This is a genomic window from Streptomyces sp. NBC_00193 (genome assembly GCF_026342735.1).
Taxonomy (GTDB): Bacteria; Actinomycetota; Actinomycetes; order Streptomycetales; family Streptomycetaceae; genus Streptomyces; species Streptomyces stoeckheimensis.
The window spans coordinates 2,180,330-2,202,022 of the sequence record NZ_JAPEMM010000001.1 but is presented as its reverse complement, the minus strand read 5'-3'; the positions used below and the strand labels follow the sequence as shown (position 1 = coordinate 2,202,022).

Genomic DNA, 21,693 nt, shown 5'->3' with positions numbered 1-21,693 from the left:
GTCTGGTGCTTGGCACGTTGTTGGGTATCTGAGGGTACGGCCGTAAGGCTTTATCTTCGCGATGCCGGCCCCAGTGAACTTCGTCTCCGGACGAGGGTGATGGGTGACTGGTCGTTGCTTGAGAACTACACAGTGGACGCGAGCATCTGTAGGCCAAGTTTTTAAGGGCGCACGGTGGATGCCTTGGCACCAGGAACCGATGAAGGACGTGAGAGGCCGCGATAGGCCCCGGGGAGCTGCCAACTGAGCTTTGATCCGGGGGTGTCCGAATGGGGAAACCCGGCAGTCGTCATGGGCTGTCACCCATGCCTGAACACATAGGGCATGTGGAGGGAACGCGGGGAAGTGAAACATCTCAGTACCCGCAGGAAGAGAAAACAACCGTGATTCCGGGAGTAGTGGCGAGCGAAACCGGATGAGGCCAAACCGTATGCGTGTGATACCCGGCAGGGGTTGCGCATGCGGGGTTGTGGGAATTCTTTTGATCGGTCTGCCGGCCGGTCGGCGAGTCAGAAACCGTTGATGTAGTCGAAGGACATGCGAAAGGTCCGGCGTAGAGGGTAAGACCCCCGTAGACGAAACATCAGCGGCTTGCTTAAGAATCTCCCAAGTAGCACGGGGCCCGAGAAATCCCGTGTGAATCTGGCGGGACCACCCGCTAAGCCTAAATATTCCCTGGTGACCGATAGCGGATAGTACCGTGAGGGAATGGTGAAAAGTACCGCGGGAGCGGAGTGAAATAGTACCTGAAACCGTGTGCCTACAAGCCGTGGGAGCGTCGCCGTTATTCTTCGGAATAACGGTCGTGACTGCGTGCCTTTTGAAGAATGAGCCTGCGAGTTAGCGGTGTGTAGCGAGGTTAACCCGTGTGGGGAAGCCGTAGCGAAAGCGAGTCCGAATAGGGCGATTGAGTTGCACGCTCTAGACCCGAAGCGGAGTGATCTAGCCATGGGCAGGTTGAAGCGGAGGTAAGACTTCGTGGAGGACCGAACCCACCAGGGTTGAAAACCTGGGGGATGACCTGTGGTTAGGGGTGAAAGGCCAATCAAACTCCGTGATAGCTGGTTCTCCCCGAAATGCATTTAGGTGCAGCGTCACGTGTTTCTTGCCGGAGGTAGAGCACTGGATAGGCGATGGGCCCTACCGGGTTACTGACCTTAGCCAAACTCCGAATGCCGGTAAGTGAGAGCGTGGCAGTGAGACTGTGGGGGATAAGCTCCATGGTCGAGAGGGAAACAGCCCAGAGCATCGACTAAGGCCCCTAAGCGTACGCTAAGTGGGAAAGGATGTGGAGTCGCAGAGACAACCAGGAGGTTGGCTTAGAAGCAGCCACCCTTGAAAGAGTGCGTAATAGCTCACTGGTCAAGTGATTCCGCGCCGACAATGTAGCGGGGCTCAAGCGTACCGCCGAAGTCGTGTCATTGCAGCAATAGGGCCAACGCCCGCTGTGATGGGTAGGGGAGCGTCGTGTGCCGGGTGAAGCAGCAGCGGAAGCTAGTTGTGGACGGTTCACGAGTGAGAATGCAGGCATGAGTAGCGATACACACGTGAGAAACGTGTGCGCCGATTGACTAAGGGTTCCTGGGTCAAGCTGATCTGCCCAGGGTAAGTCGGGACCTAAGGCGAGGCCGACAGGCGTAGTCGATGGACAACCGGTTGATATTCCGGTACCCGCTTTGAAACGCCCAATATCGAATCAGGCGATGCTAAGCCCGTGAAGCCGTTCCGGACCCTTCGGGGAAAGGAAAGTGGTGGAGCCGGCGAACCAGACTTGTAGTAGGTAAGCGATGGGGTGACGCAGGAAGGTAGTCCAGCCCGGGCGGTGGTAGTCCCGGGGTAAGGGTGTAGGCCGAGGGGTAGGCAAATCCGTCCCTCATATAAGGCTGAGACCTGATGCCGAGCCGATTGTGGTGAAGTGGATGATCCTATGCTGTCGAGAAAAGCCTCTAGCGAGTTTCATGGCGGCCCGTACCCTAAACCGACTCAGGTGGTCAGGTAGAGAATACCGAGGCGTTCGGGTGAACTATGGTTAAGGAACTCGGCAAAATGCCCCCGTAACTTCGGGAGAAGGGGGGCCATCACTGGTGATCGGATTTACTCCGTGAGCTGGGGGTGGCCGCAGAGACCAGCGAGAAGCGACTGTTTACTAAAAACACAGGTCCGTGCGAAGCCGTAAGGCGATGTATACGGACTGACGCCTGCCCGGTGCTGGAACGTTAAGGGGACCGGTTAGTCACATTTCGGTGTGGCGAAGCTGAGAACTTAAGCGCCAGTAAACGGCGGTGGTAACTATAACCATCCTAAGGTAGCGAAATTCCTTGTCGGGTAAGTTCCGACCTGCACGAATGGCGTAACGACTTCTCGACTGTCTCAACCATAGGCCCGGTGAAATTGCACTACGAGTAAAGATGCTCGTTTCGCGCAGCAGGACGGAAAGACCCCGGGACCTTTACTATAGTTTGATATTGGTGTTCGGTTCGGCTTGTGTAGGATAGGTGGGAGACTTTGAAGCGGCCACGCCAGTGGTTGTGGAGTCGTCGTTGAAATACCACTCTGGTCGTGCTGGATGTCTAACCTCGGTCCGTGATCCGGATCAGGGACAGTGTCTGATGGGTAGTTTAACTGGGGCGGTTGCCTCCCAAAAAGTAACGGAGGCGCCCAAAGGTTCCCTCAGCCTGGTTGGCAATCAGGTGTTGAGTGTAAGTGCACAAGGGAGCTTGACTGTGAGACCGACGGGTCGAGCAGGGACGAAAGTCGGGACTAGTGATCCGGCGGTGGCTTGTGGAAGCGCCGTCGCTCAACGGATAAAAGGTACCCCGGGGATAACAGGCTGATCTTCCCCAAGAGTCCATATCGACGGGATGGTTTGGCACCTCGATGTCGGCTCGTCGCATCCTGGGGCTGGAGTCGGTCCCAAGGGTTGGGCTGTTCGCCCATTAAAGCGGTACGCGAGCTGGGTTTAGAACGTCGTGAGACAGTTCGGTCCCTATCCGCTGTGCGCGTAGGAATATTGAGAAGGGCTGTCCCTAGTACGAGAGGACCGGGACGGACGAACCTCTGGTGTGCCAGTTGTCCTGCCAAGGGCATGGCTGGTTGGCTACGTTCGGGAGGGATAACCGCTGAAAGCATCTAAGCGGGAAGCCTGCTTCAAGATGAGTATTCCCACCTCCTTGAGAGGGTAAGGCTCCCAGTAGACGACTGGGTTGATAGGCCAGATGTGGAAGCCCGGTAACGGGTGGAGCTGACTGGTACTAATAGGCCGAGGGCTTGTCCTCAGTTGCTCGCGTCCACTGTGTTAGTTCTGAAGTAACGAACTGTGTTCATATCCGGTTGGTTAACTTCATAGTGTTTCGGTGGTCATAGCGTTAGGGAAACGCCCGGTTTACATTCCGAACCCGGAAGCTAAGCCTTTCAGCGCCGATGGTACTGCAGGGGGGACCCTGTGGGAGAGTAGGACGCCGCCGAACAATCATTGTAGAAAGCCCCGTACCGGGAAACCGGTACGGGGCTTTTCTGCGTTTACGGGCCGGCCAGCATCGTTGACCACGTACGAGGAGGCGGGCCGGCCGCTGACGTAGTTGCCGACGGGTGCGGGTGACGCGTCAAGGACCCGTGCGGGGCCTGGCAGGCCGGTCGGCGGCCCGTCGGCGGGGAGGGCAGGATCTTTGGATGTCCTGCGGATGCCCGGCATGGGGTCCGGATGGATTGGCACTGACGGCTCGTAGGGTTGTCGCATGGGCTACGACCTCGTCATCTTCGACAACGACGGCGTGCTGGTGGACAGTGAGCCGCTCGCCAACAGCATCCTCGCCGGGTACCTGACCGAGCTGGGCCACCCGACCTCGTACGAGGAGTCGCTCCGCGACTACATGGGGGCCGCGGTCCACCGGGTCCACGACCTGGTGCGGGAGCGGACCGGGCAGGCGCTGCCGGCCGACTTCGACAGCACGCTGCACGCCCGTACCTTCGCGGCCTTCGAACGGGAGCTCAAGCCCGTGCCCGGGGTCGAGGGGGTACTGGCGGCTCTGGTCGAGAGCGGGACCGCGTACTGCCTCGCCTCCTCCGGGAGCCACGAGCGGATCAGGGTCGGGCACCGGGCGGCCGGCCTCGACGAGTGGTTCGAGGAGGAGTGGATCTTCAGTTCGGAGGACGTCGGGCAGGGCAAGCCCGCCCCCGATCTGTTCCTGCACGCCGCGGACCAGATGGGTGTGGCACCCGGCCGGTGCGTGGTCATCGAGGACAGCCCGCTGGGCGTCCAGGCCGCGCTGGCCGCGGGGATGGACGTGCTCGCGTACACCGCGATGATGCCCGCGGACCGGCTGCCCGGTGCCACCGGATACTTCGGCGACATGAACCAGCTGGCCGGCCTGCTGGGGCTGGAGGAGGGCGCGGGATCCGGATACACCGGCTACAGCGGTGGGTTCTCGCACTGACCCAATCGATATGTGATCGCTCTACCCACCGGTAGCACCGGCGCCTACGCTGAGCCGCCATGACAGCAGACGTGCGGCTGCGCCGCGGGCGCGGGGCGTTGGGGTTCAGTTTCTTCGTGCAGGGCGTGGCCTTCGCGCTGCTCGTGACGCGGATCCCCGCCATTCAGGACCGGTACGGGATATCCGACGCACTGCTGCCCGTCTTCCTGGCCGCCGTGCCGATCCTCGCCGGTGTGTCCAGCGTGGCCACCGAGCACCTGGTGAAGCGGGTCGCGCCCAGCACCGTACTGCGGTGGGCGCAGCCGCTCGTGCTGCTCGCCCTGCTGGGGGTCGGCGCCGGCAGCGAGATGTGGCACGTGGCCCTGGCGCTCGGGGCGTTCGGGCTGTTCGTGGGGGCGCTCGACGCCTCCATGAACATGCTCGGGGTGAGCCTGCAGGGCGCGTACGGGCGCAGCATCATGCTCGGCTTCCACGCCTCGTACAGCCTCGGCGGGATCCTGGGCGCTTCCGCCGCGTGGGCGGGGGCGCACTGGCAGCTCTCGCTCTTCACCTCCTACCTGCCCGCGGTGGTGGTCCTGCTGCCGCTCGCGCTCCTCGCCAGCCGGTTCTACGTGGACCAGGACGGCAAGGCCGCCGGCTCCGACGCCGCCAAGGGGCTCGGGCCGGGCGGGTTCAAGCTGCTGCTGCCGCTGTGCCTGGTGATGGCGTGCGCGTACATCGGGGACTCGACGGTCTCGAACTGGAGCGCCAAGTACCTCCAGGACGTGCTGGGCAGCTCCGAGCAGCTCGCCACCGTTCCGTACAACGTCTACATGGTGACCACCCTGCTCGGGCGGGCCGTCGGGGACCTCGGGGTGCGGCGCTTCGGGGCCGTGGCCGTCGTACGGATCGGGACGGTCGTCGCGGCGGGCGGGTTCGCCGTGGTCGCGGCGGCGCCCGGGGCGTGGGTGGGGATGCTCGGCTTCACCCTGCTGGGGTTCGGGCTGTGCGTGATCGTGCCGCAGACCTTCGCCGCCGCGGGGCGGCTGTTCCCGGGATCCTCCGACACCGCGATCGCGCGGCTCAACATCTTCAACTACGTCGGATTCCTGATCGGGGCGCCGCTCGTGGGCGGGATCGGGGACGCCTGGAGCTACCGGGGGGCGATGCTCGTGCCGATGGTGTTGGTCCTCGTCACTCTCTTCTATGCCCGCTCGTTCGGTACGGAGCCCGCCCGATACGGTGTCCGGCATGAGCGGCGAACCGGTGACCGGGCTGTTGATGTGGGACCAGGCGGTAACGAGGTATGACTTCGGGCCGGGCCATCCGATGGACCCGGTGCGCCTGGAGCTGACCATGGGCCTGGTACGGGCCTTCGGGCTCGACCGGGAGCTGGAGGTTCGGGCGGGCCGGCCGGCCGGTGATTCGACGCTGCGGCTGGTCCACCGCGAGGACTACGTGGCGGCCGTGCGCGAGGTGTCCGCCGACCCGGGGGTCGCCGACGGTTCGTACGGGCTGGGGACGGCGGACGATCCGGCGTTCCACGGGATCCACGAGGCGTCCGCGCTGATCGCCGGGCAGTCGGTCGCGGCGGCCGAGGCTATCTGGCGCGGGGAGGCCGAGCACGCCGTGAACTTCGCCGGCGGGCTGCACCACGCGATGCCGGGCGGGGCGGCGGGTTTCTGCGTGTACAACGACGCGGCGCTGGCGATCGCGCGGCTGCTGGAGCTGGGGGCCGAGCGGGTCGCCTATGTGGATGTCGACGTGCACCACGGGGACGGGGTCCAGGCGGCGTTCTGGGACGACCCCCGGGTGCTGACGATCTCGATGCACGAGCATCCGCGGACGCTGTTCCCGCAGACGGGCTGGCCGGAGGAGACGGGCGGGCCGGCGGCGGAGGGGTCGGCGGTGAACATCGCGCTGCCCGCCGGGACCGGGGACGAGGGGTGGCTGCGGGCCTTCCACGCGGTGGTGCCGGAGCTGTTGGAGGACTTCGCGCCGCAGGTGCTGGTGACGCAGCACGGGGCGGATACGCATGTGGAGGACCCGTTGGCGCACCTGGCGGTGTCGTTGGATGCGCAGCGGGCCGTGCAGGAGGCGTGCCACGAGCTGGCGCACGCGTGCGTCGAGGGTGGGCGGTGGCTGGCCCTCGGTGGGGGCGGGTACGCCGTGGTCGACGTCGTGCCGCGGTCGTGGACGCATCTGGTGGGCATTGCCGGGCATCGGCCGATCGATCCCGAGACGGCTGTGCCGGGGTCTTGGCGGGATGCGGTGTATGCGCGGACGCGGGAGGTGGCGCCCGGGCGGATGACCGATGGGCGGGTGCCCGTCTGGCGGGACTGGGAGGGTGGTTACGACCCTGCGGATCGGATCGACCAGGCTGTGCTCGCCACGCGGCGGGCGGTGTTCCCCCTGCGGGGGCTGCTGGCCTGAGCCCTGCGGGGCCGTCCCCTACCCGCCCTTCCACCGTTCCCCGGGGCTGCGCCCCGGACCCCCTGGGGCTCCGCCCCAGACCCCGCGCCTCAAACGCCGGCGAGGCTGGATATGGCCGGCGCCTCAAACGCCAGTGGGGCTGGATTGGTTGGGCCAACGGGTGGGGGAATGGCCGGAACTGGTGAGGGGTCAGGGTTGGTGCGGGAGCATCGGGAGGGTGTTGAGTACCGGCGCGTTGCGTGCGCATCTGTTGGCCGCCCGCCTGGCCGGGCCCGTCGCGACCTCTCGGGAGGAAAGCCTGCGCAGTTACCGGCTGTTCGCGGCGCGGGATCCGCGGGTGCTGCTGGGACTGGACCCCGCGTGGGCGTGGGGCGAGGGTGACCTGCTGCGGCTGATGGCGCAGAAGTGCGGGGTCTCTGCGGACCCCGCGCACGTCAGCGGGCCGGACGTGATCGATCCGGAGCTGACGGTGGCGGGGCTGGAGGCCTTCGCGGAGCGGCTGCGGGCCGTGGCCGGGGCCCGGGCGCCGGTGCTGTTCGGGACCGGTCACCCGCACCGGCTCCTGGAGTTCTACGCCACCTTGGCGGGGGCGCTGTCGGCGGCGGGCTGTGATGTCCTCACCCCGGCGTGGGGGGCACCCGTGGACATGCAGACCCGCTTCGGCGTACGCACGCACCGCATCGATTACGTACGAGGGGTCGCACTGGTGCGGGAAGACGGCGCGCGGCCGGACGGGAGTGACACCGGCGCGCACTCCCATTCGCCGCTGCCGGTTCGGATCGCCCTCGGGGCGCTCGCGGAGGCCGGCGGGCCGTTGCCGGAGCTCGTGGTGGGGGACCACGGGTGGGTCTGCGGTGCAGGTCAGCTTGGTGTGGAGGCGATCGGGCTGGCCGATACCGATGATCCCGCGCTGTTCGTGGGGGAAGCCGAGGGGCAGGTGTCGGTGGCGGTTCCACTTGATGACGCGGTGCGCGCGGACTACTACCGACCGCTCACTCGCTATGTACTCAATCGGGCGAGTCTGTCGGGTCGGCAGGAGTGGACGTAGCTCCTCTTCCCCACTCGTATCACACGCCCCTACTCTGGGGAGTGAGCGTGCGACGACGGGGCGTAACCGGAGGGGAAGCCGGTGCCCGTCATGCGCGGAAGGTCAAGGTGTGTCATGGCTGCTGGCGAGAGGCCTCTCAGTGAGGTTCAGTTCCTGACCGTGGCGGAGGTCGCCTCGGTGATGCGAGTGTCGAAGATGACCGTGTACCGCTTGGTGCACAACGGACATCTGCCCGCAATCCGGGTGGGCCGGTCCTTCCGGGTCCCCGAAAATGCGGTGCACGAGTACCTCCGCGAGTCTTTTGTGGGGGTGGAATCGGCCTGAGGGGTGAGGTCGGGAGCCTGCGGTTACCCCTCGGGGGCACGCGGATTACAAGCTCAGAGCTCGGGCGGGTAGGCTAGGCCGACGTAGGTCGTGTGGGCCCCGACGCCCCGCACCGAATGAAGAGAAGTGAGCGAGGGTAGTCGTGGGCTCTGTTATCAAGAAGCGGCGCAAGCGGATGGCTAAGAAGAAGCACCGCAAGCTGCTCAAGCGCACCCGCGTCCAGCGCCGTAACAAGAAGTAAACGGCAGCTGTACGTGTTTACCGCAGCCCCTCCACCATTCTGGTGGAGGGGCTGCGGTGCAGCCGGGGGACTTCTTCGAGGGAGGCGCTGAGCTCGTGGGGAAGGTCGTGCTGGTCACCGGGGCTGCCCGGCAGCTGGGGGGCCGCTTCGTGCGGCGGATCCAGCGGGACCCCGAGGTCGAGCGGGTGATCGCGGTCGACGCGGTGACCCCGCCGCACACGCTCGGCTCGGCCGAGTTCGTCCGTGCGGACATCAGACAGTCGGCCATCGCCCGGGTGCTGGCCGAGAACGCCGTCGACACGGTGGTCCATCTCGCGGTCACCGGGGGAGCGGCGACGGGCGCGGGCTCCGGTTCGTACAGCACCGTCAAGGAAACCAACGTCATCGGGACGATGCAGCTCCTGGGAGCCTGCCAGAAGTCCCCGACGGTGCGGCGGCTCGTGGTGAAGTCCAGTACCAGTGTGTACGGGGGCACCTCGCGGGATCCGGCCGTCTTCACCGAGACCACGCAGCCGAAGTCGCTGCCCGCGGCCGGCTTCGCCAAGGACGCCACCGAGGTCGAGGGGTACGTACGCGGCTTCGCGCGCAGGCGGCCCGACGTCGCGGTCTGCGTGCTGCGGTTCGCGAACATCCTCGGGCCCTTCGCCGACTCGGCGCTCGCCGAGTACTTCTCGATGCCGCTCATCCCGACCGTGCTGGGCTACGACCCGCGGTTGCAGTTCGTGCACGAGGACGACGTACTGGACGTGCTGCGGCTGGCCTCGCAGACCAGCGGGCCCGGCGGGCTCAGCGGGACCTTCAACATCGCCGGCGACGGGGTGCTGCTGCTGTCGCAGTGCGCGCGGCGGCTGGGACGGCCGACGGTGCCGCTGCTGCTGCCCGCGGTGACCTGGGTGGGCGCGGCGCTGCGGGCGGTCGGGGCGACGGACTTCTCGCCGGAGCAGATAAGGCTCCTCACGCACGGGCGGGTCGTGGAGACCACGCAGATGCGGGAGGCGCTGGGATTCGAGCCGATGTATACGACCGCCGAGACCTTCGCCGACTTCACGCGGAGCCGGGGCGGCGGGCTGCTGCCGCCGGACCGGGTGGGGCGGGCCGTGGACCGGGTGGCGGGGTTGCTGGACGTGGACATGGATGGAGCGAAGCGATAGTGGCGGACGCCAAGGTCATTCCGTTCGACGAGGACCGGCCGAGACGGCGGTCCTCGCCCGCCCGGCGGGTACGGGTCGCGCCGGAGGCGCCGGTCACGCCCGTCGCGGCGCCGACCGGTCCGGAGCCGGTGGTGGAGGCCGTACCGGAGCCGGCTGCGGCGGACGCCTGGGACCGGCGGATCGCCGGCGGGCTGGCGTTCCTGCGGCGCCGGATCACCGGGGAGTACGAGGTCGACGACTTCGGCTACGACAAGGAGCTGACGGACCAGGTCCTGATGTCCCTGATGCGGCCGCTGTACGACAAGTACTTCCGGGTCGAGGTCAAGGGCATCGAGAACATCCCGAAGGAGGGCGGCGCGCTGATCGTGGCGAACCACTCCGGGACCTTGCCGCTGGACGGCCTGATGCTCCAGGTCGCCGTGCACGACCAGCACCCGGCGCAGCGGCACCTGCGACTGCTGGCGGCCGACCTGGTGTTCATGCTCCCCGTGGTGAACGAGCTCGCGCGGAAGGCCGGGCACACGCTGGCCTGCGCGGAGGACGCGCAGCGGCTGCTGGAGGCCGGGGAGCTGGTGGGCGTGATGCCCGAGGGCTTCAAGGGGATAGGGAAGCCGTTCGGGGACCGGTACAAGCTCCAGCGGTTCGGGCGGGGCGGGTTCGTGTCGACCGCGCTGCGTGCGGGGACGCCGATCGTGCCCTGCTCGATCGTGGGGGCGGAGGAGATCTACCCCATGATCGGGAACTCGAAGACGCTGGCGCGGCTGCTGGGGATCCCGTACTTCCCGATCACGCCGACGTTTCCGCTGCTGGGGCCGCTGGGGGCGGTGCCGCTGCCGACGAAGTGGACGATCCAGTTCGGGGAGCCGATTCCGACGGACGGGTACGCGCCGGAGGCCGCCGAGGATCCGATGCTGATGTTCAACCTGACGGATCAGGTGCGGGAGCAGATCCAGCACACGCTGTACAAGCTGCTGGTGCAGCGGAGGTCCGTCTTCTTCTGAGGCCGGGCACGACGAGTGAGGCCGGGCACGACGAGAGCGCCGGCGGGGCTGGATCTTCCAGCTCCGCCGGCGCTCTGCGTCGTCCGGCGCCGACAGGCGCTAGTCGGCGTCCTCCGCCTTGATGCCCAGGCCTGGGAGGAGGCCGGGGAGGAGGGGCGGGAGGGTGATGTCCGGGTGGGCCGGAGCGGGGGCGCCGCCGGACTCGGACGGGGTGGGCTGGCCCTGGCCCGCGGGCGGGTTCAGGAGGTTGCCCGTGTTGCCCAGGAGACCGCCGCCGCCCGGGGCCGGGGCCTTCGGGGAACCCGAGGTCTGGTCCGTGGGCGGGTGGGGGGCCGTGGACGGTGCGCCCGGGGAGGGCGTCGCCTGCTGCTTGCCCGCCGGGGCGCTCGGCTTGGTGGAGGGGCCGGAGCCGCGGGTCTGTTCCGGAGGCTTCGGGAGCAGACTCTGGAGCGGCGCCACGTCTTGGTCTATGGCCTGGAAGACCGACTCCACCTCACCGCCCACGTCCGTGAGCTGCGCGGGGAGGTTGCCCCGGAGCTTGGCCCACGCGTCCCGGTGGGAACGGGAGAACGAGGACAGTGCCTGGATCGGGCCGAGTGAGCCGTCCCGTTCGTAGGCGGCCTGGAGCAGCCGGTGGCCCTCCGAGGCGTCGTGCTTCATGCCCGCGAGGGCTCGGCGGATCTCGCCGAGTGACTCGTGGTCGAGCGCGCCGAGACGGCCGCGCTCCATGAGCCGGCGGGCCTCCGACAGACGGCTCGAGGCCTGGTCGAGATAGAGCTCGCCCCGGTCCGAATCGCCGTCGGCCATCCCGAGCCTGATGTCCTCCATGCCCCGCTTCACGGGGTACAGATGGTCACCCGGCAGGGCGTCCGTGCTGGCAGCGGCCACTCCGCTGAAGGCCCCCGCGGCCACACCTACGGTGAGACCGCCTGCCGCGATGCCCTTGGACCAGCGGGAGCGGGGCCGCAATTTCCGGAGCGAGGTCGCCCGGTGGGCGCCGCGGCCGGTCCGCTGTTCGGGCACTTGAGGGTCGGCGGCCACGCCGCCCCCGGCCCTCTCTTCCATCACCTTGGCTTCCATGGCGGCAATGAGCTGGGCTCGTTGCACCACTTTGACCTCGGGGTCCAGCACCGGGCGCGGCATTCTTTCGCCGAGCACGCTCGCCAGGGCCAACAACCGGTCGTGGTCGGCAGGTTCGGCAGGTGCCTCGGACTGCTCGGCCGCCGGGTCCGGTTCCGAAAGGTCGGACGGGGTCCGCTCCTCCAGGGCCTGGGCGAAGGCGTTCGCCCGCCGGTGCGGAGTCACGTTCGCGATCACTGGCGGCACCTCCTCTCGTCATGACGATCGACTCCCCAAGGTGTCCGGAAGGTTGCCTTCCTTGAGCACATCCACCCTTTCGAGTGAGCGGCTTCGGGCAGGGCTTGTCCACAGGGAGCCTGCATTCCCCACAACGAGCGGCGCGGCACTTGGGTTACGGACGAAGGATGATCGGACCACAGCGTCGTTGGATTCGGCAGTGTCGTCACTGTCGTCGGTGTCATCAAGGTCATCAGGGAGGTGTACCGAAATGTGAGAGGAGGGCGGCGTCAGCGGGCGTCGTCGGGGAGCAGGCGGGCCAGGGTGCGGACCGCCCGGTACTGGAGGGTCTTGATGGCACCCTCGTTCTTTCCCATCACCCTGGCCGTCTCGGCGACCGAGAGGCCCTGCAGGAAGCGCAAGGTCACGCACTCCTGCTGCTGCGGATTGAGTTTCCGTACGGCTTCCAGCAGGGCCGCGTTGGAGAGGGACTCCAGGACGGAGTCCTCGGGGGACCGTTCCACCTCGTTGGCGTCGAGCATTTCGCCGGTGGTGACTTCCAGGCGGAAGCGGCTCGACTTGAAGTGGTCGGCGACCAGGTTGCGGGCGATCGTCACGAGCCAGGCGCCGAAGTCGCGGCCCTGCCAGGTGAAGGTGGAGATACGGCGCAGCGCACGCAGGAAGGTCTCGCTGGTGAGATCCTCCGCGGTCGCCTTGCCGCCGACGCGGTAATAGATGTAGCGGTAGACGGTGTCGCTGTACTGGTCGTACAGGCGACCGAAGGCATCGGCCTCGCCGGCCTGGGCGCGTTCGACCAGGTCCATCATGCGGGCCTGGTCGCTGTCCGCGGTGGGACGGCGGGCGGCGGGCGCGGTGGTCCCGGCGGCTGCGCCCCCGGCGGACGAGCCGCCGGCGCGACCGCGTCTGCCCACCGTTGCCCCGCCGTCGGTCAGGGCATAGCAAGGACCGGCCGGGCCGAGTCCGGCGGGGACCGCGGTGGCGAATGCGGGGACGGTGTACGCGGTGGGGACGAAGCCGCGCAGCTGGTCGAGGACCGTTGCGCGCAGCGTAGCCAGGCCCGAGGCGTCAACCCCGACAGGTGGGTACACGGGACTCCCAGAGGCAGAGCTTCCATCACGTGCAGTGCGGGACCGTTCACCCGTCGTAGCGACAGATGGCGGTGGCATGCGTTTGAGGAGAATAACGCTTCGTACAGGCGGCGCTACACCCAGTTGCTCAAATCACCGGTTACGACACTTCTGTTGCGTGTCGAGGGCATATTCAGGCACAGATGGTGATCGATTCTTGATCAGTTGGGTGCGCGGAATGCCTGCTTCCACGATGGCTCGCGACCGAGTAGGGCAGGGCGGAGTGCCGCGCCGGAGGCGCGGGTAGAGGTGAGCGAATGTCCCGGTCGGGGGAGGGTGCCGGGCGGGGTGGGGCGGGAGGCCGGGCAGGGCCCCGTAGCCGCTACTTGCGGCGGCGGTGCAGGGCGATGGCGGCGGCCGTGCCGCCCGCGATCGCGCCGACGCCCGCGGCGGCCGGGACGCCGATCTTCACGGCCTTGCGGCCGGTCCGATAGTCGCGCAGGCGCCAGTCGTTGGAGCGGGCATGCTTGCGCAGTTTTGTGTCGGGATTGATCGCGTACGGATGTCCGACCAGGGACAGCATCGGAATGTCGTTGTGCGAATCGCTGTACGCCGCGCAGCGCGCGAGGTCCAGTCCCTCGGCGGCGGCCAGGGCGCGGACCGCCTCCGCCTTGGCGGGGCCGTGCAGCGGCTCGCCGACCAGCCGGCCGGTGTATACGCCGTCCACGGATTCGGCGACGGTGCCGAGGGCTCCGGTCAGGCCGAGCCGGCGGGCGATGATCGTGGCGGTCTCCACGGGGGCGGCCGTGACGAGCCAGACCTTCTGGCCGGCGTCGAGGTGGGCCTGGGCCAGGGCTCGGGTGCCCGGCCAGATCCGCACCGCCATGTACTCGTCGTAGATCTCCTCGCCGATGGACATCAGTTCGGAGACCTTGTGTCCCTTGACGATGGACAGCGCGCTGTCGCGGGCGTCCTGCATGTGCTCGGGGTCCTCGACCCCGGCGAGCCGGAACCAGGCCTGCTGCCAGGCGAAGCGGGCCAGCTCGCGGCGGCGGAAGAACTCCCGCTTGTAGAGGCCGCGGCCGAAGTGGAAGATCGCGGCGCCCTGCATGACGGTGTTGTCGAGGTCGAAGAAGGCGGCGGCCAGGTCGTCGCCGGCGACGGGGAACTCCGGCTCGGCGGGTTCGGCGGCCTCCTGTGGAGCCTCCGGCTCCGCCTCTGCCGCGCGTTCCGCTTCGGTGGTTCCGGGGAAGTCGGCGCCGCCGGGCAGTTCGTCGGCCAGTGCGGTCTTGCGGGCGGCCTCGGCCGAGGCCTCGCCTGCCAGCACGCTCCGCGCGGTGGCGGAGCGCCTACGGGGGGTGAGCCATCCCAGAGCGGCCATGACGCGAGCATAGCCACTGTGTTCGGGAGTTCCCGAACCGATGGGAATCAGGGATTTGAATGCTCCCCTCCCTGAAGGTGAACGGGACTCCGTCTCCTTCGGGTGTGGGTGGGGATTTTCGGCTCAAGCTGCCTGACGAACCGGCGGTCCGTCAGGTCTTCCGCTCTCGACGCCGGCCGGGTTCAGACCTGCCCGGACGAGCATCACGCGTGCGGAGTTCCTGTCCCGTGGGGACACTGTTCCGCAGGTTGTGCAGGTGTAGGTACGTGCTCCCAGCGGCAGTGCGTGCTTGGCTCTCGCTCCGCAGTGCGCGCAGTCCATCGTTGTGTACGCGGGGTGGACCATGTGCACGGTACGACCGTGCTTGCGGCCCATTTCGATCAGGGCCGTTTTGGTGGCGCCGATGGCGGCGTCAGCGGCCTTCTTGGCCATGCTCGACTTGGCGAGGAACCTCGGGCGGAAGTCCTCGACGGCGAGTGCGTCGTGGTCGCGGACAACGCGCTTGGCCCATTTGCGTGCGGTGTCCAGCCGCTGCCGGGCGACCTTCTTGTGCAGCTTGGCCGTCCGCTTCCGGGCTTCCTGATAGCCCTTCGACTGTTTCTTGCCCCTCGGCGAGCGGCGGCGGGCCATCATGCGCTGGTACCTGGTCAGCCTCACCGCCGCATTCTTCCCGTGTCGGGGATGCGGAAGGTCGTGAACCTCACTGGTGGTCGTCGCGGTCTCGGTCACACCCCAGTCGATACCGATCGCGGTACCAGTTGCAGGCAGTGGATCCACAGTGCGTGGCACGACGAACGAGCAGTACCAGTGGCCGATGCTGTCCCGGTACACGCGCACGGATGACGGATCTCCCGGGAGATCTCGCGACCACACCACCGTGAGTGCGATCCCGCCTGCCAGGTGCAGACGCCCGCCCTTGATCCGGAACCCGCGCTTGGTGTAGTTGAGGCTGGGGTCGGCTTCGCGCTTCTTCTTCCAGCGGGGCATCTGGGCCCGCCGAGGGATGGGGAGCCGGGCCTTGATGTCCTGCTGGGCTTTGGCTCGCGACTTCCCGAAGTCCCGAACCAGCTGCTGCTGGGGGACGCTCGCCCCCTCCCGCAGCCACAAAGTGCCGGTGCGGGCAGCCGTCAGCATCCGGCCGAGCTCTGCTGGACCGCACGTCTGTTTGTCCTCGCCCGGTTGGCGGGCCTGGTTGAAGGCGTGGACCTGCTTCGATTTGGCCACACACTCGTTCCAGATCCACCTGCACCGGTCCCACTCGGCCAGCAGTGCGGCACGGGCGTTCGACGACGCGCGAAGCCGGTAGGTGTACCGGACGCACCCGGTCGCCTCCGCTTCGCTCGATTTCGTCACCACGCCAACGTAGGGTCGCCGTCCGCAACGTTCTCCCGAATCTCACTGCCTCACTCGAACGAGTGGGCGATGCTTGATGTCTGTCTGCGATCGGCCGTCCTCGCTCTCGCTGCCGGGCGCGGGAGAATGGGTGCATGAGTCCTTTGCTGCGCCGTGCCGAAAAGAAGCGTCCGGAGGAGCGGTTGGTCACGCTCATCGGGAAGCCGGGGTGCCACCTCTGTGATGACGCCCAGGAAGTGGTCGAGAAGGTCTGCGCCGAGACGGGCGCACAGTGGGAGAAGAAGGACATTTCGCAGGACGAGGAGCTGTACCGCCTGCACTGGGAGCAGATTCCGGTCGTGCTGGTGGACGGCGAGCAGCACACCTTCTGGAGGGTGAACCCTGACCGGCTCCGACGGGCATTGCAGGCTTGAGCCGTCGGGCGGTTACCATCGTGGGCGATTTATGGGGTCTCGGGGGCGTATTGGTGAGGAGTGTGTACCGTTTTGCCCCCTTCGGGAATTGAACGGGTTCGGCGTGTCGCCGGTTCCCGGTCCATACGCCCAAGGCGCGTGACCCCGGTCACTTTGCTCGGACAAAGCGGACACAATCTTTGTGCACGCGTTCACAAAGACATAGCCTGCATTCGACGGGGTGGTCCTGGGACAAGTGGCCACCTGCAGCCCCGCTCATCCCGCAGGAGCATCGTGGCAACTGGCCGAACTCACCGACCGGCGACCCGCAGCCGAGGTATTCCCGAGGCCACTGTCGCCCGGCTTCCGCTGTACTTGCGCGCCCTCACCGCGCTCTCCGAGCGATCGGTGCCCACGGTGTCCTCCGAGGAGCTGGCCGCGGCCGCCGGAGTCAACTCCGCGAAGCTCCGCAAGGACTTCTCCTACCTCGGCTCCTACGGGACCCGCGGCGTCGGGTACGACGTGGAGTACCTCGTCTACCAGATCTCCCGCGAGCTCGGGCTGACCCAGGACTGGCCGGTCGTCATCGTCGGCATCGGTAACCTCGGCGCCGCCCTGGCCAACTACGGCGGTTTCGCGTCGCGCGGTTTCCGCGTCGCCGCGCTCATCGACGCCGATCCGGCCATGGCCGGCAAGCCGGTGGCCGGGATGCCCGTGCAGCACACCGATGAGCTGGAGAAGATCATCGAGGAGAACGGCGTCTCGATCGGGGTCATCGCGACCCCGGCGGGCGCCGCCCAGCAGGTCAGCGAGCGGCTCATCGCCGCGGGAGTCACCTCCATCCTGAACTTCGCGCCGACCGTGCTGTCCGTGCCCGAGGGCGTGGACGTGCGCAAGGTCGACCTGTCCATCGAGCTGCAGATCCTGGCCTTCCACGAGCAGCGCAAGGCCGGTGAGGAAGCGGCGGCCGTCGCTGCCGCCGGAGGCCCCGCCGCGGGCACCGGCACCGGTGCGGCTCCCGCCGCCGCCGTCGTGCCGCCCGCCGGCCGGGCCACCGCCGTCGCGCGGAAGGGCGGACCCGACGGGGACGTTCCGGCGGTGATGCCGGCATGAGTCTGCTCGTCGTAGGGCTGAGCCATCGCAGTGCGCCCGTGAGCGTGCTGGAGCGCGCTTCGCTGGCCGCCGATGCCAAGGTCAAGCTGCTGCACGACACGCTCGCCGCGGAACCGGCGGCGGAGGCTGCGGTGCTCGCCACCTGCAACCGGATCGAGCTGTACGCGGACGTGGACAAGTTCCACGCCGGTGTCGCCGAGCTGTCGACGCTGTTGGCGCAGCACAGCGGGGTCGCGCTGGAGGAGCTCACTCCTTATCTGTACGTGCACTACGAGGACCGGGCCGTCCACCACCTCTTCTCGGTGGCGTGCGGGCTGGACTCGATGGTGGTCGGCGAGGGGCAGATCCTCGGGCAGATCAAGGACGCGCTGGCGCTGGGGCAGGAGCTCCACACGGCCGGGCGGCTGATCAACGATCTGTTCCAGCAGGCGCTGCGCGTCGGCAAGCGGGCGCACTCCGAGACCGGGATCGACCGGGCGGGGCAGTCGCTGGTGACCTTCGGGCTGGAGCAGCTCGCGGTGCACGTGCCCGTGGAGGAGTGGGCCGCGGGGAAGCGGGCGCTCGTCATCGGGGCCGGGTCGATGTCCTCGCTGGCTGCGGCGACGCTTGCCCGGGTCGGGGTTGCCGAGGTCGTCGTGGCGAACCGGACCGCCGACCGGGCGGAGCGGTTGGCCGAGATTCTGGTTGCCTCGGGCACCGGGGTTGCGGCTTCGGCCATTGCGATGTCCGGTGTCGCCGATGAGCTGGCCCGGGTCGATGTCGTCGTGTCCTGTACGGGTGCCACTGGCTTGGTGCTGACCGGGGATGACGTGGCCGCGGCCGTGGAGGCGGGCCCTGCGGGGGCTGTCCCCTACCCGCCCTTCCACCGTTCCCCGGAGCTTCGCCCCGGACCCGATGCGGGTGCGGCGCCGTTGCCGGGGGCCGGCCCCCGGACCCCCGCGCCTCAAACGCCGGCGGGGCTGGACATGGACGCCGAGCTCGTTGCGCGGCTGGCCGTGCTGGCGGCCGGGGGCCGGCGGATCGCCGATGCCGGGGCCGTGCGGAGCAAGGTCGTCGTCGAGGAGCGGGACGGGTGTCCCGTGGGGCTCGACGCGCTGGCTTCCGATCCGGGGCGGACCGCCGATGGGCGGGCCGCGCTCGCCGGGGTGGACGCCGGGTCGCTGGAGCTGCACGGGACCTGGGCCGACCAGGGCGAGGCCGCCGCGCAGCGGCAGCAGCCGCGCAAGGGCGTACGGAACCAGGTGGACGCGCAGCCCGTACGGCTCGCGCTGCTCGACCTGGCCATGCCCCGTGACATCGACGCCGCCGTGCACCGGATTCCGGGCGTGCGGCTCGTGGACATCGAGTCGCTGGCCGAGGCGAGCGCCGATGCGCCCATGGCCGCCGACGTCGACGCCGTACGCGCGATAGTGGCCGCGGAGGTGGCCGCCTTCGGGGCCGCCCAGCGGGCCGCGCACATCACGCCCACCGTGGTCGCCCTGCGCGCCATGGCCGCGGAGGTCGTCGCCATGGAAGTGGCACGGCTCGACGGACGGGTACCCGATCTCGACGAGCGGCAGCGGGCTGAAGTGACTCAGACCGTGCGACGCGTCGTCGACAAGCTCCTCCACGCGCCGACCGTGCGCGTCAAGCAGCTCGCGAGCGAGCCCGGCGGCGCCGGGTACGCCGAGGCGCTGCGCGAACTCTTCGATCTCGACCCGCAGACGGTGGCCTCCGTCAGCCGGGCCGACGAGGCTGACAAGAACCACGACTCAGGACGGGCATCATGAATCCACGTCTCGACCAGCCGCTGAGGCTCGGCACGCGGCGCAGCAAGCTGGCCATGTCCCAGTCCGGGCATGTCGCCGAGGCGGTACGGGCGATCACCGGCCGGCCCGTCGAGCTCGTGGAGATCACGACCTACGGTGACGTGTCCCGCGAGAGCCTTTCGCAGATCGGCGGCACCGGCGTCTTCGTCACCGCCCTGCGCGAGGCCCTCGTGCGCGGCGAAGTCGACTTCGCCGTGCACTCGCTGAAGGACCTGCCCACCACGCAGCCCGACGACCTCGTCATCGCGGCCATGCCGCAGCGCGAGGACCCGCGCGACGCGCTCGTCGCCCGCGACGGCCTGACCTTCGAGCAGCTGCCCGACGGTGCGCGCATCGGCACCGGCTCGCCGCGGCGCAGGTCGCAGCTGCACGCGTACGCCAAGTCGCTGGGCAAGGTCATCGAGACCGTCGCCATTCGCGGCAACGTCGACACCCGGATCGGGTTCGTGCGCAATGGCGAGCTCGACGCCGTCGTGCTCGCCGCCGCCGGGCTCAACCGGATCGGCCGCGGCGACGAGGCCACCGACCTGATCTCCGTGGACAACATGCTGCCCGCGCCCGGCCAGGGAGCCCTGGCCGTGGAGTGCCTCGCGTCCGACACGGACCTGATTTCCGCGCTCGCAGAGCTCGACGACCCGTACACCCGGGCCGCCGTGACCGCCGAACGCGCCCTGCTCGGCGCCCTGGAGGCCGGCTGCAGCGCCCCCGTGGGCGCGCTCGCCGACCTGTTGGCCGACGGGCAGACTGTCAATGAGATGCGCCTGCGGGGAGTCGTGGGAACCCTCGACGGTTCCACGCTGGTGCAGCTGTCCACCACCGGTCCCGTGCCCCAGTCGTACGACGAGGCCATGGCGCTCGGCCGCGAACTCGCGGACGAGATGCTGGCCAAGGGCGCGGCCGGTCTGATGGGGGAGCGGTCGCTTTGAACCCCACAAGCCCAACCACCTCCGCGTTTCCGTCCGTCGCCGTCCAGGGGCACGTCACCTTCCTCGGTGCCGGCCCGGGCGACCCGGGACTGCTGACGCTTCGCGCCGTGGAGGCCCTGGCCGCCGCGGACGTACTGATCGCGGAGCCCGAGGTGCTCGAGGTCGTACGTACGCATGCGCGCGCGGGGGTGGACACGCCACAGCTGACGATTGCTGACGAGAAGTCAGCAGCCGCCGGAGTCCCGGTCATCCGAGATGCCGCCAATCTTGTCATGGAGGCCGCACGCTCCGGCAGGCGGGTCGTCCGTGCCGTCACCGGCGACCCCGGGCTCGACGGGAACGCGGCCGAGGAGATGCTCGCCTGCGCCACCGGCGGCATCCCCTTCGAGGTCGTCCCCGGCGTCGCGACCGCCGTCGGCGTGCCCGCGTACGCCGGTGTTCCGCTGGCCGGCAAGCAGGGTGCGGACGTGAGGTTCGTGAACGCGCGGACCGCCTCCGCGCGCTGCTGGAGCGAGGTGGGCGCCAGCGACGGCATCCTCGTCGTCTCCGCGACGCTGGAGACCGTTTCGGCGGCGGCGGCCGAGCTGATCGGCGCCGGGCGCAAGCCCGACACCCCGCTCACCGTCACCGTGGCCGGTACGACGACCCGCCAGCGGACGTGGAGCGCGACCCTCGGGACCATCGCGCAGGTGTTCAAGCAGGGCAAGATCCTCCCCTCGCCCGAGGGCGCGCGCTCCGTCATAGCCGTGGTCGGGGAGCACGGCGCCGTCGCGCGCCGCGAGGAACTGTCCTGGTTCGAGTCGAAGCCGCTGTTCGGCTGGCGCGTGCTCGTGCCGCGCACCAAGGAGCAGGCCGCCTCGCTCTCCGACCAGCTGCGTTCGTACGGCGCGGTGCCCCACGAGGTGCCGACCATCGCCGTGGAGCCGCCGCGCACCCCGCAGCAGATGGAGCGGGCGGTCAAGGGGCTCGTGACGGGCCGCTACGAGTGGATCGCCTTCACCTCCGTCAACGCGGTCAAGGCCGTGCGCGAGAAGTTCGAGGAGTACGGGCTCGACGCCCGTGCCTTCGCCGGCATCAAGGTCGCCGCCGTCGGCGAGCAGACCGCCGCCGCCCTGGTGGAGTTCGGCGTCAAGCCCGACCTCGTGCCCAGCGGCGAGCAGTCCGCCGCCGGTCTGCTGGAGGACTGGCCGCCGTACGACCCGGTCTTCGACCCGATCGACCGCGTCTTCCTGCCGCGCGCCGACATCGCCACCGAGACCCTGGTCGCCGGGCTGATCGAGCTCGGGTGGGAGGTCGACGACGTCACGGCCTACCGGACCGTGCGGGCCTCGCCGCCGCCGCAGGACACGCGCGAGGCGATCAAGGGCGGCGGCTTCGACGCCGTTCTCTTCACCTCGTCGAGCACCGTGCGCAACCTCGTCGGCATCGCCGGCAAGCCGCACAACGTCACCGTCATCGCGTGCATCGGCCCGGCCACGGCCAAGACCGCCGAGGAGCACGGGCTCCGGGTCGACGTGCTGTCGCCGGAGCCGAGCGTGGGCAAGCTGGCGGAGGCCCTGGCGGAGTACGGGGCCGCGCGCCGCGAGGCCGCGAAGGAGGCCGGGGAGAGCGTGTACCGGCCGAGCGAGCGGCGGCCGGGGGCGCGCAGGCGTCGTACGACCTGATGGCCGGCTTAGCGGTGTTACGTGGCAGGGCCCGGGTGCGATGTGCACCCGGGCCCTGTGGC

Annotated in this window: 17 protein-coding genes and 2 rRNA genes; 15 read left to right on the top strand and 4 right to left on the bottom strand. The window is 68.6% G+C overall.

The window, feature by feature from the left end:
- Window positions 1-151 precede the first annotated feature (151 nt).
- The 10 genes from OG898_RS09510 (at window position 152) to OG898_RS09465 (ending at window position 10,610) form a co-directional block, all read left to right on the top strand.
- A 23S ribosomal RNA gene (locus OG898_RS09510) occupies window positions 152-3,275 on the top strand.
- A gap of 74 nt (window positions 3,276-3,349) precedes the next feature.
- Window positions 3,350-3,467: ribosomal RNA gene (rrf, locus tag OG898_RS09505) — 5S ribosomal RNA — on the top strand.
- A 267-nt stretch (window positions 3,468-3,734) separates the two neighbouring features.
- On the top strand, window positions 3,735-4,433 hold the full coding sequence (locus OG898_RS09500) for an HAD family phosphatase (protein ID WP_250741038.1): 699 nt from the start codon (window positions 3,735-3,737) through the stop codon (window positions 4,431-4,433).
- A 59-nt stretch (window positions 4,434-4,492) separates the two neighbouring features.
- Complete coding sequence (locus tag OG898_RS09495; RefSeq protein ID WP_266956137.1) at window positions 4,493-5,722, top strand: MFS transporter; 1,230 nt, start codon at window positions 4,493-4,495, stop codon at window positions 5,720-5,722.
- Entirely contained in the window at window positions 5,694-6,845 is a 1,152-nt protein-coding gene (locus tag OG898_RS09490; RefSeq protein ID WP_266960157.1) for an acetoin utilization protein AcuC, read from the top strand. The genes OG898_RS09495 and OG898_RS09490 overlap by 29 nt, the downstream gene beginning before the upstream one ends.
- Window positions 6,846-7,062: 217 nt before the next feature.
- Complete coding sequence (locus OG898_RS09485; protein ID WP_250741036.1) at window positions 7,063-7,893, top strand: phosphatase; 831 nt, start codon at window positions 7,063-7,065, stop codon at window positions 7,891-7,893.
- Window positions 7,894-8,007: 114 nt separating this feature from the next.
- Window positions 8,008-8,217: a helix-turn-helix domain-containing protein gene (locus OG898_RS09480; protein WP_162688852.1), complete on the top strand. Its 210-nt coding sequence runs from the start codon at window positions 8,008-8,010 to the stop codon at window positions 8,215-8,217.
- A gap of 142 nt (window positions 8,218-8,359) precedes the next feature.
- Entirely contained in the window at window positions 8,360-8,458 is a 99-nt protein-coding gene (locus tag OG898_RS09475; RefSeq protein ID WP_003948845.1) for an AURKAIP1/COX24 domain-containing protein, read from the top strand.
- Between the two features lie 95 nt (window positions 8,459-8,553).
- Window positions 8,554-9,609, top strand: a complete 1,056-nt coding sequence (locus OG898_RS09470; RefSeq protein ID WP_250741035.1) for an NAD-dependent epimerase/dehydratase family protein — start codon at window positions 8,554-8,556, stop codon at window positions 9,607-9,609.
- On the top strand, window positions 9,609-10,610 hold the full coding sequence (locus tag OG898_RS09465) for a lysophospholipid acyltransferase family protein (protein WP_266956136.1): 1,002 nt from the start codon (window positions 9,609-9,611) through the stop codon (window positions 10,608-10,610). Before OG898_RS09470 ends, OG898_RS09465 begins: the two co-directional genes overlap by 1 nt.
- A gap of 99 nt (window positions 10,611-10,709) precedes the next feature.
- Here OG898_RS09465 and OG898_RS09460 read toward each other — a convergent pair whose 3' ends face one another.
- From OG898_RS09460 to OG898_RS09445, 4 genes are all read right to left on the bottom strand, one after another.
- Window positions 10,710-11,927, bottom strand: a complete 1,218-nt coding sequence (locus OG898_RS09460; protein ID WP_250741033.1) for a DUF5667 domain-containing protein — start codon at window positions 11,925-11,927, stop codon at window positions 10,710-10,712.
- A gap of 269 nt (window positions 11,928-12,196) precedes the next feature.
- Window positions 12,197-13,015, bottom strand: coding sequence for an ECF subfamily RNA polymerase sigma factor, BldN family (locus OG898_RS09455; protein WP_243340126.1), 819 nt, complete (start codon window positions 13,013-13,015; stop codon window positions 12,197-12,199).
- A 361-nt stretch (window positions 13,016-13,376) separates the two neighbouring features.
- A complete protein-coding gene (locus tag OG898_RS09450; protein ID WP_250741032.1) occupies window positions 13,377-14,375 on the bottom strand; it encodes an HAD family phosphatase in 999 nt (332 codons plus the stop codon).
- Between the two features lie 123 nt (window positions 14,376-14,498).
- A complete protein-coding gene (locus OG898_RS09445; protein WP_250741031.1) occupies window positions 14,499-15,731 on the bottom strand; it encodes a transposase in 1,233 nt (410 codons plus the stop codon).
- A 131-nt stretch (window positions 15,732-15,862) separates the two neighbouring features.
- Between OG898_RS09445 and OG898_RS09440 the strand changes: the two genes are divergently transcribed.
- From OG898_RS09440 to OG898_RS09420, 5 genes are all read left to right on the top strand, one after another.
- The gene (locus OG898_RS09440) at window positions 15,863-16,141 is read left to right on the top strand and encodes a glutaredoxin family protein (protein ID WP_250741030.1); all 279 of its coding nucleotides are present in this window, start codon (window positions 15,863-15,865) and stop codon (window positions 16,139-16,141) included.
- A 273-nt stretch (window positions 16,142-16,414) separates the two neighbouring features.
- Window positions 16,415-17,233, top strand: a complete 819-nt coding sequence (locus OG898_RS09435; protein WP_250741029.1) for a redox-sensing transcriptional repressor Rex — start codon at window positions 16,415-16,417, stop codon at window positions 17,231-17,233.
- Window positions 17,230-19,002 (top strand): glutamyl-tRNA reductase, encoded by a 1,773-nt coding sequence (locus tag OG898_RS09430; RefSeq protein ID WP_250741028.1) that lies wholly within the window; start codon window positions 17,230-17,232, stop codon window positions 19,000-19,002. Before OG898_RS09435 ends, OG898_RS09430 begins: the two co-directional genes overlap by 4 nt.
- A complete protein-coding gene (hemC, locus tag OG898_RS09425; RefSeq protein ID WP_266956131.1) occupies window positions 18,999-19,967 on the top strand; it encodes a hydroxymethylbilane synthase in 969 nt (322 codons plus the stop codon). Before OG898_RS09430 ends, hemC begins: the two co-directional genes overlap by 4 nt.
- Window positions 19,964-21,631: a bifunctional uroporphyrinogen-III C-methyltransferase/uroporphyrinogen-III synthase gene (locus OG898_RS09420; protein ID WP_250741026.1), complete on the top strand. Its 1,668-nt coding sequence runs from the start codon at window positions 19,964-19,966 to the stop codon at window positions 21,629-21,631. Before hemC ends, OG898_RS09420 begins: the two co-directional genes overlap by 4 nt.
- The last annotated feature ends 62 nt before the right edge of the window (window positions 21,632-21,693 follow it).